The sequence below is a fragment of the Flavobacterium piscisymbiosum genome (genome assembly GCF_020905295.1).
GTDB lineage: Bacteria > Bacteroidota > Bacteroidia > Flavobacteriales > Flavobacteriaceae > Flavobacterium > Flavobacterium piscisymbiosum.
This window is the reverse complement of the sequence record NZ_JAJJMM010000001.1, coordinates 6,363,592-6,377,412: the sequence shown is the minus strand read 5'-3', so window position 1 is coordinate 6,377,412 and position 13,821 is coordinate 6,363,592. Positions and strand designations below refer to the sequence as shown.

At 34.8% G+C, this 13,821-nt stretch carries 11 protein-coding genes; 6 read left to right on the top strand and 5 right to left on the bottom strand.

Annotated features, from left to right (window positions below; all coding sequences use genetic code 11):
• The first annotated feature begins 7 nt into the window (after positions 1-7).
• Entirely contained in the window at positions 8-2,230 is a 2,223-nt protein-coding gene (locus tag LNP81_RS26775) for a B12-binding domain-containing radical SAM protein (RefSeq protein ID WP_230040690.1), read from the top strand.
• 2 nt (positions 2,231-2,232) lie between these two features.
• Here the strand turns inward: LNP81_RS26775 and LNP81_RS26770 are convergent, their stop codons facing one another.
• The 3 genes from LNP81_RS26770 to LNP81_RS26760 form a co-directional block, all read right to left on the bottom strand.
• Positions 2,233-2,997 (bottom strand): MBL fold metallo-hydrolase, encoded by a 765-nt coding sequence (locus tag LNP81_RS26770; protein ID WP_230040689.1) that lies wholly within the window; start codon positions 2,995-2,997, stop codon positions 2,233-2,235.
• A 183-nt stretch (positions 2,998-3,180) separates the two neighbouring features.
• The gene (locus LNP81_RS26765; protein ID WP_230040688.1) at positions 3,181-3,864 is read right to left on the bottom strand and encodes a response regulator transcription factor; all 684 of its coding nucleotides are present in this window, start codon (positions 3,862-3,864) and stop codon (positions 3,181-3,183) included.
• The gene (locus LNP81_RS26760; RefSeq protein ID WP_230040685.1) at positions 3,861-5,123 is read right to left on the bottom strand and encodes a sensor histidine kinase; all 1,263 of its coding nucleotides are present in this window, start codon (positions 5,121-5,123) and stop codon (positions 3,861-3,863) included. Before LNP81_RS26760 ends, LNP81_RS26765 begins: the two co-directional genes overlap by 4 nt.
• A 162-nt stretch (positions 5,124-5,285) precedes the next feature.
• Between LNP81_RS26760 and LNP81_RS26755 the strand changes: the two genes are divergently transcribed.
• Both LNP81_RS26755 and LNP81_RS26750 read left to right on the top strand, forming a co-directional pair.
• Positions 5,286-5,702, top strand: a complete 417-nt coding sequence (locus LNP81_RS26755) for a DUF1573 domain-containing protein (RefSeq protein WP_230040683.1) — start codon at positions 5,286-5,288, stop codon at positions 5,700-5,702.
• A gap of 163 nt (positions 5,703-5,865) precedes the next feature.
• The gene (locus LNP81_RS26750; RefSeq protein ID WP_230040681.1) at positions 5,866-7,443 is read left to right on the top strand and encodes a L,D-transpeptidase family protein; all 1,578 of its coding nucleotides are present in this window, start codon (positions 5,866-5,868) and stop codon (positions 7,441-7,443) included.
• Between the two features lie 139 nt (positions 7,444-7,582).
• Here the strand turns inward: LNP81_RS26750 and LNP81_RS26745 are convergent, their stop codons facing one another.
• The gene (locus tag LNP81_RS26745) at positions 7,583-8,089 is read right to left on the bottom strand and encodes a C40 family peptidase (protein WP_230040679.1); all 507 of its coding nucleotides are present in this window, start codon (positions 8,087-8,089) and stop codon (positions 7,583-7,585) included.
• 220 nt (positions 8,090-8,309) lie between these two features.
• On the opposite strand from LNP81_RS26745, the gene LNP81_RS26740 reads away from it, so the two are divergent.
• The 3 genes from LNP81_RS26740 to bglX all read left to right on the top strand — a co-directional run bounded on the left by LNP81_RS26740 (position 8,310) and on the right by bglX (position 13,323).
• Positions 8,310-9,404: an SGNH/GDSL hydrolase family protein gene (locus tag LNP81_RS26740; protein WP_230040677.1), complete on the top strand. Its 1,095-nt coding sequence runs from the start codon at positions 8,310-8,312 to the stop codon at positions 9,402-9,404.
• Positions 9,394-10,776, top strand: a complete 1,383-nt coding sequence (locus LNP81_RS26735) for a sialate O-acetylesterase (protein WP_230040675.1) — start codon at positions 9,394-9,396, stop codon at positions 10,774-10,776. Before LNP81_RS26740 ends, LNP81_RS26735 begins: the two co-directional genes overlap by 11 nt.
• Positions 10,777-11,028: 252 nt before the next feature.
• Positions 11,029-13,323, top strand: a complete 2,295-nt coding sequence (gene bglX, locus LNP81_RS26730) for a beta-glucosidase BglX (RefSeq protein WP_230040673.1) — start codon at positions 11,029-11,031, stop codon at positions 13,321-13,323.
• A gap of 283 nt (positions 13,324-13,606) precedes the next feature.
• Here bglX and LNP81_RS26725 read toward each other — a convergent pair whose 3' ends face one another.
• On the bottom strand, positions 13,607-13,765 hold the full coding sequence (locus tag LNP81_RS26725; protein ID WP_346432763.1) for a DUF433 domain-containing protein: 159 nt from the start codon (positions 13,763-13,765) through the stop codon (positions 13,607-13,609).
• Between the last annotated feature and the right edge of the window lie 56 nt (positions 13,766-13,821).

Below are 13,821 nucleotides of genomic sequence, written 5' to 3'. Positions count from 1 at the left end.
TCTTGCCTTGAAAACCAAACTTTTTGTCGTTACGCCGCCTTTTACACAACTGAATACTCCGTATCCGGCGACAGCGTATATAAAAGGATTTCTAAACACAAAAAATATCGAATCGGCTCAGGCAGATTTGGGTATTGATGTGATTTTAGAATTGTTTTCGAAAAAAGGTTTGATTGATTTGTTTCAGGTTTCAAGTTTCAGGTTTGAAAGTGTGTCCTCCAGAGCGGAGTCGAGGGATGATGTTTCTGATAACTCTAAACGTATTTTTGCTTTACAGGATGAATACATCAAAACTATTGATGCTGTTATTCAGTTTCTACAGGGGAAAAATCCAACATTAGCCTTGCAAATTTGTCAGGAAGATTTTCTGCCGGAGGCTTCCCGTTTTGCACAATTAGAAGAACTCGATTGGGCTTTTGGAACCATGGGAACTCAGGATAAAGCGAAACATTTGGCAACTTTGTATCTTGAAGATATATCCGATTATATTGTTGAATGTGTCGATGAAAATTTTGGCTTTAGCCGATATGCCGAGCGTTTAGGCCGAAGCGCTAATTCGTTTAATGAATTGTACGAGGCTTTACAACAAGAACCCACTTATATCGATGCAATTTTAATTTCGATTTTAAAAGCGAAGATTGAAACGATTCAGCCTACATTTTTTCTGATTTCTGTTCCCTTTCCGGGAAATTTATACAGCGCTTTCAGATGTGCACAATGGATCAAACAAAATCATCCCGAAATCAAAATTTCGATGGGCGGTGGTTTTCCTAATACCGAATTACGTTCACTTTCGGATGCACGTGTTTTTGAATTTTTCGATTTTATCACTTTAGATGATGGAGAAGTTCCGATAGAGGAATTAATCTTCAATCTAGAAAATCCAAATTCCAATTCTTATAAAAGAACTTTTCTTTTAGAAGATGGAAAAGTAGTGTACAAAAACAATTCTCTAAAACACGATTACAAACAAGCCTACGTAGGAACACCTGATTATTCTGATTTGTCTTTGGATAAATACATTTCGGTTATCGAAATTGTGAACCCAATGCACCGAATGTGGAGCGACGGACGTTGGAATAAACTTACCATGGCACACGGTTGTTATTGGGGAAAATGTACTTTTTGTGATATTTCATTAGATTACATCAAAGTATACGAACCTGTTGCAGCCAATTTATTGTGCGATCGAATGGAAGATATGATGCTGCAAACAGGACAAAACGGATTCCATTTTGTCGATGAAGCTGCGCCGCCTGCTTTAATGCGTGCTTTGGCATTGGAAATTTTACGTCGAAAACTGGCTGTTACATGGTGGACAAACATTCGATTTGAAAAAAGCTTTTCTAAAGATTTATGTTTATTACTAAAAGCTTCCGGTTGTATTGCTGTTTCCGGAGGTTTAGAAGTGGCTTCAGATCGATTATTAAAATTAATTGACAAAGGCGTAACGGTAGAACAAGTCGCCAAAGTGACCCGAAATTTTACCGAAGCCGGAATCATGGTTCATGCCTATTTAATGTACGGATATCCAACACAAACCATTCAGGAAACGGTAGATAGTCTCGAAATGGTACGCCAGTTATTCGAAGCGGGAATTCTGCAATCTGGATTTTGGCATCAGTTTGCGATGACGGCTCATAGTCCTGTTGGACTATATCCGGAGAAATTTGGTGTAACAAAAAAGACCGAAGCCATTGGAACTTTCGCCAATAATGATATCGACTATACAGATTCTACGGGAATCAATCATGATAAATTTAGTTTCGGATTAAAGAAATCGCTTTTTAATTTCATGCACGGAATTTGTTTTGACTACGAATTGCAAGATTGGTTTGATTTTAAAATTCCGAAAACAAAAATAGATCCCGATTTTATTTTTAATGCGCTTGAAGAAGGAAACGATTTTAATACAAAACCAAATGCAAAAGTGGTTTGGTTGGGAGGAAAACCTTTTACAGAACCTTTTACAAAATCTAAAAAAGGAAGATCCTGGGAAATGATGACTTTTACTTTTCATGATAAAAAGGAAAGTTTCAATATTCAGACCAATAAAGAAGAAGGAGAATGGCTGGTTGAAATTCTAACTAAAATTACAATCTCAAATGCTAGAAATTATACTTTTCAGGAAGTAAAAGCCGATTTTGAAACGAGTTTAGAAGATTTCGAATTATTTTGGTATTCAAAACCAATCAATACATTGCGTGAATTTGGTTTGCTGGTTTTATAACTTTAGTATAAAACAATTTCGCCATCTTCCGGAATCGAAACTTTATCTAATAAATTATTTTCCTCTAAGGCCAATCTCAATTCCGATCTTTTTGTCGGGCAATGGTTTAAAGCTTCTAAATGATTTGCCAAAATATATTTAGGCGCTAAGGCAACAAATTTCAGGATATCATTCATTCTCATTAATAAAGGCTGACCAATATCTAATCTCGCTGTTCCGCAGGCTACGACGGCAATTTCAGGCTTAAATTCCACGAGAACTTTTTGTACATGTTCGGTAAAAACAGTATCTGAACTTATATAAATAGATTTTTCGTTAGGTAATTCAATATAAAAACCCATTACGTTTCCCATCAGTTTTGCAATAAATCCGTAACCGTGAATAGCCGGAATACCTATAATTTTACCTCCAAGAAATTCCTGCGGTTCCCAATAATTTAAAGTTTGGAGAATATTTAAGCCTCTTGCGCTCAAAGCATTTTCATCTTTTGCACTGCAAATTACCGGAATACTTTTTCGTCTTAGAAAAACTTCACCGGCTTTGTCTATGTGATCGGTATGTAAATGTGTAATCAGGCAAATAGTAACCCTGCTTAATATATCTCTGGTATTTTTGGGTAAAGCAACAAGTGGGTTTCTATGGGGTTTATAACGAAAAATGGTAAAAGGCGGAATCGTTTTTCTCTTTCCTAACATGGGATCAACCAATATAACATCGGTTTCAGTTTCAATAACTAAAGTGGCGTTGCGTAAATGATGTAATTTCATATCGAGGAAAATTAGATATTAAAAATACGAAAGTTTTTTAAAAATAATTTTACAGTTTTTTTCTAATTTGTATTAAAAATGTAACTTTTCAGGATTCTGTATTTATAAGAAGGTTTTTGTAATTATTATATTTTTAGAATGCCTGGATAAAGCAAATAATGTTTTAAGTCGTTAGAAATTAACTTACACTGTAAACCTAAACCCAATTCCGTGAAGATTCTCTATAGCGATACCTTCTTCATTCACTAAAATTTTACGCAGTCGCGAAATAAAAACATCCAGACTTCTTCCCATAAAATAATCATCTGTTCCCCAAAGCGAAGTCAGAATTTGTTCTCTTTTTAAAACCGAATTCTTATTGTCCAGAAATAATTTCAATAACTCGGCTTCGCGTTGCGTCAGGCTTATTTTTTCGTTTTCATTAAATAAAATAAAATTGTTGGTATCAAACTGATACTTTCCAATTTCGTAAACCGATTTTTCTATCGGGATGTTTTTCTGAGAACGTTTCAGGAATATTTCAATTTTTAGCAGTAATTCTTCAATACTAAAAGGCTTTACCAAATAATCATCCGCACCCAGACGCAAACCTTTAATACGGTCTTCTTTTAATGTTTTTGCAGAAAGAAAGATAATCGGAATATCAGTATTTAATTTTCTGATCTCTGTCGCCAATTCAAAACCATCCATTTTTGGCATCATGATATCAAAGATACAAATGTCAAAATTTTCTTTTTTAAAGGTTTCTAATCCCAATTGCCCGTCGCAACAATGAATTACTTCATAATTGTTTTGTTCCAAATTGTCTTTGGTCAAAAAAGCTAATGTTTCATCGTCTTCGGTATAAAGTATTTTGAATTGTTTCATTTTTTATAAGGAATTGACAAAGTTATCGTAATGCCGTTTGTTGTGTTGTTTTGTACTTTTATTTTCCAGTTATGCAAGTTGCAAATTTCTTTTACATAATACAAACCAAGTCCAAAACCATTTACTTCATTGCTTTTTTCGTTTTGTGCGCGGTAAAATTTATCAAAAACAAAAGACATATTTTTAGGAGAAATCCCGATTCCGTTATCACTAAAAGCTATTTTTATAACTGAATTTTCTGTTGAGATTCCAATCTTGATTTCCGGTTTTTCGTTGCAATATTTAATAGCATTATCCAGTAAATTATAAATCAAATTAGAGAAATGAAAAACATCGGTTTCTATTTGATATTCATTCGACAGGGTTTCGATTTTAATCGAAGCTTCAGGATATTTTAACTGAATGTTTTCGATCGTTTCTTCGATAATCGGAACAATTAAAACTGTCTCTTTCTTTAATTCTAAAGGAGCATAATCTGATTTGGCAACATTCAGAATCTTCTCGATATGATTGTTCAGTTTGTGACTCTGATTGATAATAATATTGGTGTATGTATGCAATTTTTTATCATCCTTGATAGGATTTTGTTCGCTTAAATATTTTGAAGCAATTAATATAGAAGACAAAGGAGTTTTGAATTCATGTGTCATATTATTGATAAAATCCCGTTGCAGTTCAGAGTATTTTTTTTGCTGCAAAAGCGTAAAAATCGAATAAACATAAATCAATAAAATCAAGATTAAAGCGATCGAAAGTATAAACCAAAATCGCATCGAACTAAATAAATAAGTCGTTTCGTTAGGAAAACGAATGGCAAAATAATACACTAAATTTTTATGCTTTGGAAAAGAAACTGTTCTCTTCGTTTTTTCTTTTTCAGCAAACGAAATGTATTTTCCGTACACCATTTCATCACTTTGGCAATTGTACACTGCGTATTCAAAATCAGTTGTAATGTTCATTTTTTTAAACTCTGATCTCAAATAAAATTCTAAAATATCCGGTTCAAAATCGTTCTGGATATTTACAATATAATAATCGTTCGAAATTTTTTGAACAGGATTCAGACAGGAGGATTCATGATCTTTTCCTTCATATAATTTTCGGGCAACTTCCAGCAAAGCGATATTGGCTTTCTGACTTAATTTTTTTTGTTCTAAAGTAAAAGCCTCCTTCGTCCAAAGCAATTGTGCTACCAATATGCTAATAATGGCGACAAGTCCCAGAAGGATAATACTATTGAGTTTATTTATTTTCAAGAAAACGGTGTTTTAGAGTGTAATATTAATCAAATTTAGGTTTAAAAACACCGATTAACAAGTCATTAACAAAGATTTGAAAGCGGTTAACAGCGATTTGGTTTTGTCTGAAATATCTTTGTAAAACAAAATTAGAACTATAAACCATTAAATTATATAACTATGAAAATGATTAAAATTTCGATGTTAGCTTTAGCGTTAAGCTTAATGTCTTTTTCGGCAATTGCACCAATACAATCTATGACTTCTGAAACAAAAGTTGAAGGAGTAACAGCTTCTACAATTGTTTGGAAAGCAGAAACTATTGATGTAGGTCAAATTCCTCAAGGAACGCCAAAAGCAATTGTTTACGAATTTAAAAATACAGGAAAAACTGCCGTAGTAATTACAAACGTTCAGGGATCTTGTGGTTGTACTGCAACAGATTATACAAAAGAGCCTATTTTACCTGGTAAATCAGCTAAAATAACAGCAACATATAATGCAGCCAACAAAGGTGGTTTTACAAAAACAGTTACTGTAACAACAAGTGCGGAGACTACTCCAAAAGTACTTACTTTAAAAGGAACAGTAATCTAAAAATAAAGGTTGGTTATAAAGCAGAAGCTCCGGATATGTAATGTATTCGGAGTTTTTTTTTGTTTTTTTATGGAGTAATAAATGGATTTTAGAAGCCATATTAATTTTTTTAGAAATGCTTTGATTTCGCCAAAACTTTTCTATTTTTAATAAAAAAAATATTATGAAAATTTTGTATCCGCTTGTTGCTGTAGTACTTCTAATTAGTGCTGTTTCCTGTAATAAAAAAGCAGAAAAGAAAACGGAAGAATCAAAGACTTCAGAAAAAGTGGTTCCTGAACTTAAAATAACAATTGACAGTTCTGGCATCTCGACATTTTATCAGGCATATCCTAAATTGATTAAATTTCAGAGCGAGGTTTTGGCTTTATACAAAAAAAACAAATCTACACAGTTATGGCTGGATAATAAAGGTGTTGTAGAATACGGAAATACATTATTCAATAAATATAAGGGATTAGATCAGGAAGGCTTGAAAGCTAATTTTCCTTATAATGAAAAAATCAATCCTATTTTTGAGCATACAGCCGAAAACAAATTATCACAAACTGATACCGATTTGATGATTACCAATTTGTACTTTTATTATGTACAGAAAGTTTCTGGTGTAGACGAAAAAACGACCAGATCATTAGAATGGCTTTTACCTCGAAAAAAAGTAAACTATCAGGTTTTTTCAGATTCTATTTATAAAAAAGCTACGATTAGCGATGACAAAAAGAGCAAAATGTTCAGCCAATATTATAAGCTTCGTGACGCGCTTCATCAATATAGAGAGATTGAGAAAAAAGGAGGATGGAAAACGATCGAAACTGGTGAAGATTTTAAAAGTCTAAAACTCGGAGATTCTGTTGCAACAATTGGACAAATCAGAGAAAGGCTTTTTATAACCGGTGATCTTAAAGAAAATAGCAAAAGCAATATTTGCGATTCGACATTGATAAAAGGAATAAGAAGCTACGAATTCCATCACGGATTAACTCCAAAAAACACCATTTTACCGGAACATATTGCCGAGTTAAACGTTCCTGTTTCAGACAGAATTAAAACTATTATTGCTAATATGGAACGTTGCAGATGGATTGATCCCGAACTCGAAAAAGGGAAAGAATACATCGAAGTTAACATTCCGGAGTTTAGATTGTATTTGATTCGCAATCATGAAATCGCATTTGTATCGCCGGTGGTAGTAGGAAGAGCAATGACCAAAACCGTAGTTTTTAGCGGAATGATGAATAATATTGTTTTTAGTCCGTATTGGAATGTACCTCCAAGTATCATCAAAAGTGAGATAAAACCCGGAATGGCAAAGAACAAGAATTATCTAGCCCAAAAAAATCTGGAATGGAATAATGGTGCCGTTCGTCAGTTACCCGGAAAAAACAATTCGCTTGGTTTGGTGAAGTTTTTATTCCCGAATTCAAATAATATTTATTTGCATGATACACCGGCAAAAAGTTTGTTCGAAAGAGAAAACAGGGCTTTTAGTCACGGTTGCGTTCGTGTAGGCAAACCAAGAGAATTAGCCATTGAACTTTTGAAACAAGATCCAAACATGACTCCGGAAAGAATCGACAAGGCAATGCATGCCGGTAAAGAAAGCTGGTATACGCTAAAAAAGAAAATTCCGGTTTATATAGGATATTTTACCGCCTGGGTAGATCGTGACGGCAATTTGAACTTTTATAAAGATGTTTATAAAAGAGATGAAAGTCTGATCAAATTACTTACCGAAGAATAGAAATGGTTTGTTGCTAACTACAGTAATTTTCACGCAGATCTGGCAGATCAAAGCAGATTTAATTTGATTTTTTGAATTATCAGAATAAATAAATCTGCGCGCATTTGCTGAAATCTTTTTAAATCTGCGTGAAAAAAAATCAAGGAAGTACATCAACACACTTATAATAACGTTTACTGTAATGATCAGAATCTAAATCGCTAATCGTTACGCTGCCGGCTTTCCCGGATGAGGCGTGTATAAATTTAGAATTCATGCCATTGGCTTCGCAGATAATCCCGACATGTCCAACAACGGTTCTGTTTTTGTAGCCGTAAAAAACTAAAACATCTCCCACTTTAAAATCTTCAGGTTTTTTTGAAACTCCCAGATTTTTATATCCGCTGGAACTTCTGGGTACACTAACATCAAAATGTTTGAAAACATAATTGACAAAGCCCGAACAATCAAATCCTTTTTTGGGATCATTTCCTGCGTATAAATAATGTATTCCTAAATATTGTTTGGCATAACTAATAATAGAATCGCGATCTATTGTAGTTTGTGTTTTTTCGGTTTGATCGTTAATGAGCTTATTTTCTTTTTTTAAAGTAAAAGAAGAAAACAGAATCGTAGCTGCAAATGCGATATATAAGGATGATTTCATTTTAAAAATATAATTATAAGATTTTGTTTACGAATATATAGCGTTGCTTTCGAATATCAAAAACAATGTCATACAAAGTGGCAGTTGATGAGTAATAAGAACGGAAGATACATCTTTTTATTTTGGTGTTTTTTTATTGCTTTTTGATGTTTTAGTATCTTTTTGTATATCGTATTTCAGATATATTTGTGAATCGTATTTATATTTTAACAAATAAATTATGTTTCTCAAAAAAATAGCATTTATAATTTCATTTTTGCTGATTTCGATTGTTTCGACTTCACAAAACAAAACAACTACTTTTCTGTATCAGGGTCGTGTCGAAAAACTTCCGGATAATAAAGTTGTTTTAATAGGAACGGCTTCTTCGGTTTCTTTTAATTTTTCAGGTAATGAATGTTCGATTTCACTGCAAAGTGTTGATGCATGGGAACACCATAATTATGTTTCGTTGGTTTTGGATGGGAAATATATAGGTAAATTAAGAATCGAAAAAGGAGCAGCGCAATCTTTTCCAATAAAAACAACTTCAAATAAAAAAGAACATACTTTAGAAATTTATAAAACTACAGAAGCTCACAGCGGTGGAATTTTATTTACAGGAACAACCGCAAAACTGAGTTCGATTTCGGCCAAAAAGAAAAAGAAAATTGAGTTTATTGGAGATTCAATTACTTGTGGCGCGGCGAGCGATCCGTCAGATATTCCTTGTGATAAAGGCGAGTATTTTGATCATCATAACGGATATTATGCGTACGGGCCGGTGCTTTCCAGAGCAATTGGCGCTGATTATTTGATGAGTTCCGTTTCTGGAATCGGGATGTACAGAAACTGGAATGATGAGAATAAAGACGAAGGAATTATGCCTGACGTTTATCAGAATTTATATTTAACGAAAGACAATTCTAAACCTAAATATGATTTTGCTTTTCAGCCCGATATTATCAGTATTGCATTAGGAACCAATGATTTTTCTGGTGGAGATGGTAAAAAAGAGCGTTTGCCTTTTAATCCTGAAAAGTACGTTTCGAATTACATCAAGTTCATTAAAATGTTATACGAACATAATCCGAAAGCGCAAATTGTCATTACAAATAGCCCAATGGTTGGAGGTGAGAGAGCAGTTGTTTTTGAAGATTGCCTGAATAAAGTAAAGAACGCTTTCGCGGAAGATAAAGCGCATAAGCCAATCCTGATTTTCAAATTTAAACCAATGACGCCAAAAGGCTGTTCAGGACATCCTGATGTAGCAGATCATAAAGTTTTGGCCGAGGAATATGCTCCGTTTTTAAAAAAGTTACTAAATGAAAAATAATATATTTAAGTTTGTTTTCATTCTGATGATTTCCAGTACTATGATGGCAAACGTTACACTTCCAAATATTTTTGGTGATAATATGGTTTTACAGCGTAACTCCGAAGTGAAAATTTGGGGTTGGGCGAATCCTAAGGAAGAAATCAAATTGGTTTCGGGCTGGAACAATCAGGAATATAAAGTTGTGGCGAATAATCAGGCACAATGGGAATTGCATATCAAAACGCCTGAAGCCGGAGGACCTTACACGATTTCGATAAAAGGATATAATGAAGTGATTCTTAAAAATATTCTGATTGGCGAAGTTTGGGTTTGCGCCGGACAATCGAACATGGAAATGTCTGCAAGCTGGGGAATTGATAATGGCGATGAAGAAGCTAAAAATGCCACAAATCCTAATATTCGTTTTTTTATGGTTCCGAAATTAACGGCTACAACGCCTCAAAATAATTTACTTGGAAATTGGATTGAATCGACTCCCGAAACCATGAAAAATTTTAGCGCCATTGGTTACTTTTTTGCCAAACGCTTGCGCGAAGATTTAAAAAATGTCCCAATAGGTTTAATTTCTTCCAATTGGGGCGGAACTCCCGCTGAAATCTGGATGCCGGAAGAAGTCGTTCAAAATGATGCTGTTTTATTAGAAAATGCCAAAAAACTAAACGAACAGGAATATGGTCCTCGCCAACCCGGACGCGCTTACAATGCAATGATTTATCCTTTTACAGGATTTAAAATTGCAGGAACGCTTTGGTATCAGGGCGAATCAAATGTTGGGTCATTAGTTTATGATAAAACATTGTCGGCTTTGATTACGTCATGGAGAAAAGCATGGCAAGACGAATTTCCTTTTTACTTCGTTCAGATTGCACCATATAAAACGGGCAGTAATAATTTCTCGAATGTTACGGTTAGAGATTCTCAAAGAAAAATCCTGAAAGAAGTTCCCAAAACCGGAATGGTTTTAACCAGTGATATTTCGGACACGATTGATATTCACCCAAAGAATAAAAAAGATGTCGGAATTCGTTTGGCAAATTTGGCTCTTGCCGAAGTTTACAAAACGAACAATAATATAGTAAACGGACCACTTTTTAAAGATTTTAAAGCCGAAAAAAACAAAGCTATTATTTCTTTTGATTATGCCGATGGATTGTATTTTAAAAACAAAACCTCAAATCAATTTGAATTGGCTGGAGCCGATGGAATATTTTATCCTGCAAAAGCTTCGATAAAAAATAATCAGGTGATTTTGGCGAGTAAGAAAGTTTCAAATCCTGCAAAAGTGAGATTTGCCTGGGGAAATACAGTTCAGTCAGATTTGTTTAATAAAGCAAATTTGCCGGCTTCTTGTTTTACGGAAGAATTTTAGATTTTAGATTTTTGCCCACGGATTTTACTGGTTTAAACGGATTGGCGCTGTTTTTTGTCATCCTGAGGTACGAAGGATCACACTAGTGACTCGACAAAGATTGGCGAATTCCTGTGCGGAGTTTCTTGTGTGATCCTTCGTGCCTCAGGATGACAAGATTGCGTTGAACTCGCCGCGGCGAACCGTCCAAATCACTAAACTTAGCATCTTAGTAACTTAGTAACTTAGAACCTTAGCACCTTTAAAAAACCAATGAAAAATAAAATAATAACTATTGGGGTTTTTGCCCTGTTTACTGTTGGAAATATGAATGCACAGAAAAAACCGTATCTGGATAAAAATAAAACGATTGAACAACGAATTGATCTGCTTTTGCCTTTGATGACTCTGGAGGAAAAAGTAGGGCAAATGAATCAATATAACGGATTTTGGGATGTAACGGGACCGGCGCCAAAAGGCGGAACTGCGGAACTGAAATACGAACATTTGCGTAAAGGTTGGGTTGGTTCAATGTTAACCGTTCGTGGTGTAAAAGAAGTTAAAGCAGTACAGAAAATTGCGGTTGAAGAAACCCGATTGGGAATCCCATTAATAATTGGTTTTGATGTAATTCACGGTTATAAAACGTTAAGCCCGATTCCGTTGGCAGAAGCGGCGAGTTGGGATTTGGAAGCGATTAAGAAATCGGCGGCGATTGCGGCTGATGAGGCTTCGGCATCTGGAATTAACTGGACTTTTGGTCCAAATGTCGATGTTGCAAATGATGCACGTTGGGGGCGTGTGATGGAAGGTGCGGGTGAAGATCCGTATTTGGGAAGTAAAATTGCGATTGCGAGAGTTCATGGTTTTCAGGGCGAAACCATTGCTGATTTGGCTAAAGTAAATACGATTGCAGCTTGCGCCAAACACTTTGCAGCTTATGGTTATGTAGAGGCTGGTTTGGAATATAATATCGTTGACATTAGTAATTCTAAATTGTACAATTCGGTTTTACCGCCTTTTGAAGCAACGGTTCAGGCGGGAGTTCGTACGTTTATGAATTCGTTTAATACGTTGAATGGCGTTCCGGCAACTGGAAATGTTTTTTTACAAAGAGATATTCTGAAAGGAAAATGGAAGTTTGATGGTTTTGTGATTTCAGATTATGCTTCGATTCGCGAAATGATTGCGCACGGTTATGCCAAAGATGAAGCCGATGCAACAGCAAAAGCGGTAATTGCAGGTTCAGACATGGATATGGAGTCGTATTTGTATGTAGCAAAATTGGTTGCACTTGTAAAAGAAGGAAAAGTAAAAGAAGCTTTGGTTGATGATGCAGTTCGTAGAATTTTACGTGTGAAATTTGAATTGGGATTATTTGATGATCCTTACAGATATTGCGATGAAAAACGCGAAAAAGCAGTTGTTGGCAGTAAAGCCAATAATGACGGCGTTCTCGATATGGCGAAGAAGTCGATTGTATTGTTGAAAAACGAAAAGAATTTGCTTCCGCTAAAAAAATCAGGACAAAAAATCGCTTTGATTGGCGCTTTGGCAAATGATAAAAATAGTCCGTTGGGAAGCTGGAGAATTGCTGCCGATGATAATACAGCTGTTTCGGTTTTGGAAGGAATGCAGCAATACAAAGACAATCAATTGACTTTTGAAAAAGGAGTTGATTTGTTGTCACAAAAAGCTACTTTTTTAACAGAAACAGTTTTCAACACAACAGATAAAAGCGGATTTGAAGCTGCAAAAACAGCAGCAAAAAATGCCGATGTTGTGGTTATGGTTTTAGGGGAATACGGTTTTCAAAGCGGAGAGGGAAGAAGCAGAACCGACTTGAATTTACCGGGATTGCAACAGGAATTGTTAGAAGAAATTTACAAAGTAAATCCTAATATAGTTTTGGTTTTAAATAACGGACGTCCGTTGAGTATTCCGTGGGCTGCAGAGAATGTCCCTGCAATTGTCGAAGCGTGGCAATTAGGAACTCAAACCGGAAATGCCGTAGCACAGGTTTTATACGGTGATTACAACCCAAGCGGAAAGTTACCAATGTCGTTCCCAAGAAATGTAGGTCAGGTGCCTATTTATTACAACAAGTATAGCACAGGAAGACCAATCGATAGTGATAAAAATGTGTTTTGGTCGCATTATATGGATGTCGAGAAAACGCCTCAATTTCCGTTTGGTTTTGGGTTGAGTTATACAACTTTCGATTATAAAAATCTGAAAGTAAATAAACCTGCTTTCTCAAAAGGAGAAAATGTTCAGGTTACAGTTGAGGTTACCAACTCCGGAAATTATGATGGTAAAGAAGTAGTACAACTATACATTCACGATGAATTTGCAAGCATTGTTCGGCCAATAAAAGAATTGAAAGGTTTTGAATTGCTGAATTTAAAAAAAGGAGAAACCAAAACAGTAACTTTTACTTTAACGGAGAAAGAACTTGGTTTTTATGATAATGAAGGAAATTATTTAGTTGAGCCGGGAACTTTTAAAATCATGGTTGGAGGAAGTTCAGACGTTGGCTTAACAAGTGGTTTTGAAATAAAAGAATAAAAGTTTTTAATCGCGCAAAGGCGCAGAGGTGCAAAGTTTTTTTTTCGCCACGAATTCACGAATTTTTAAACAATTCATTCGTGAATTCGTGGTTTTTTTTTCTCATGTATAGCCCCTAGTTTTAACTAGGGGAAATTTGATTTGAATAGAAAAGGGCTTTAGCCGAACTAGTAAAGTTTGGCTAAAGCCCTTTCGTTTCTGTTTATATTTCCACCCAGCTAAAGCTAGACGATATTCAATCTTAAAATTAAAAAAAACTTTGCGTCTCTGCGCCTTTGCGAGATTATTCTAAAGCAGCAAGGATATCTTCTTTCTTTAATTCAGGAAAATCTTCAATAATTTCTTCGGAGGACATTCCTGTAGATAACCATGAGAGAATATCTGATACACAAATCCTGGTTCCTGCTATGATAGGTTTACCAAATCTGATATCTGGATTTATCGAAATTAAATTTTGCCAGTTATTTTCCGTAATTTTATTATTTAAACAAATTTACA

Bases quoted from the DNA above. Each gene is read 5' to 3' on its own strand.
- LNP81_RS26770 (WP_230040689.1), bottom strand. From the start codon at position 2,997: ATGAAATTACATCATTTACGCAACGCCACTTTAGTTATTGAAACTGAA.
- LNP81_RS26765 (WP_230040688.1), bottom strand. From the start codon at position 3,864: ATGAAACAATTCAAAATACTTTATACCGAAGACGATGAAACATTAGCT.
- LNP81_RS26755 (WP_230040683.1), top strand. From the start codon at position 5,286: ATGAAAATGATTAAAATTTCGATGTTAGCTTTAGCGTTAAGCTTAATG.
- LNP81_RS26750 (WP_230040681.1), top strand. From the start codon at position 5,866: ATGAAAATTTTGTATCCGCTTGTTGCTGTAGTACTTCTAATTAGTGCT.
- LNP81_RS26745 (WP_230040679.1), bottom strand. From the start codon at position 8,089: ATGAAATCATCCTTATATATCGCATTTGCAGCTACGATTCTGTTTTCT.
- LNP81_RS26740 (WP_230040677.1), top strand. From the start codon at position 8,310: ATGTTTCTCAAAAAAATAGCATTTATAATTTCATTTTTGCTGATTTCG.
- LNP81_RS26735 (WP_230040675.1), top strand. From the start codon at position 9,394: ATGAAAAATAATATATTTAAGTTTGTTTTCATTCTGATGATTTCCAGT.
- bglX (WP_230040673.1), top strand. From the start codon at position 11,029: ATGAAAAATAAAATAATAACTATTGGGGTTTTTGCCCTGTTTACTGTT.